Genomic DNA, 530 nt, shown 5'->3' on the forward strand with positions numbered 1-530 from the left:
TTTGATTTGTCGGTTGAGATTCCTTTGCGGGCAACGCTTTTCCGTGTGGGTTGCGATGAGCATGTGTTGGTGGCGGTGGCTCATCATATTGCCGCGGACGGGTGGTCGATTACGCCGTTGGTGCGTGATCTGGGGGTGGCTTATGGGAGTCGGTGTGCCGGTGGGGTGCCGGGGTGGGCGCCGTTGGCGGTGCAGTATGTGGATTACACGTTGTGGCAGCGGGCGCAGTTCGGGGACTTGGAGGATCCGGACAGCGCGATCACCGCTCAACTGACCTACTGGCTGGATGCGTTGGCGGGGATGCCGGAGCGCCTGGAGTTGCCGACGGATCGGGCGTATCCGTTGGTGGCTGATTATCGGGGTGCGCGGGTGGTGGTGGAGTGGCCGGCTGAGTTGCAGCGGCGGGTGCGGGCGCTGGCAAGTGAGCACAATGCGACCAGTTTCATGGTGGTGCAGGCCGCGTTGGCGGTGGTGTTGGGGAAGTTGGGGGCGACTTCGGATGTGGCGGTGGGCTTTCCGATCGCCGGGCG

General features: G+C 64.2%; 1 protein-coding gene. It reads left to right on the forward strand.

Features of this window, described 5'->3' with window-relative positions:
* On the forward strand, positions 1-530 hold a 530-nt coding region (locus tag A5701_RS23555; protein ID WP_156670239.1), incomplete at both ends, for a condensation domain-containing protein.

The organism is Mycobacterium sp. E3305, assembly GCF_001666785.1.
Classification (GTDB): Bacteria; Actinomycetota; Actinomycetes; order Mycobacteriales; family Mycobacteriaceae; genus Mycobacterium.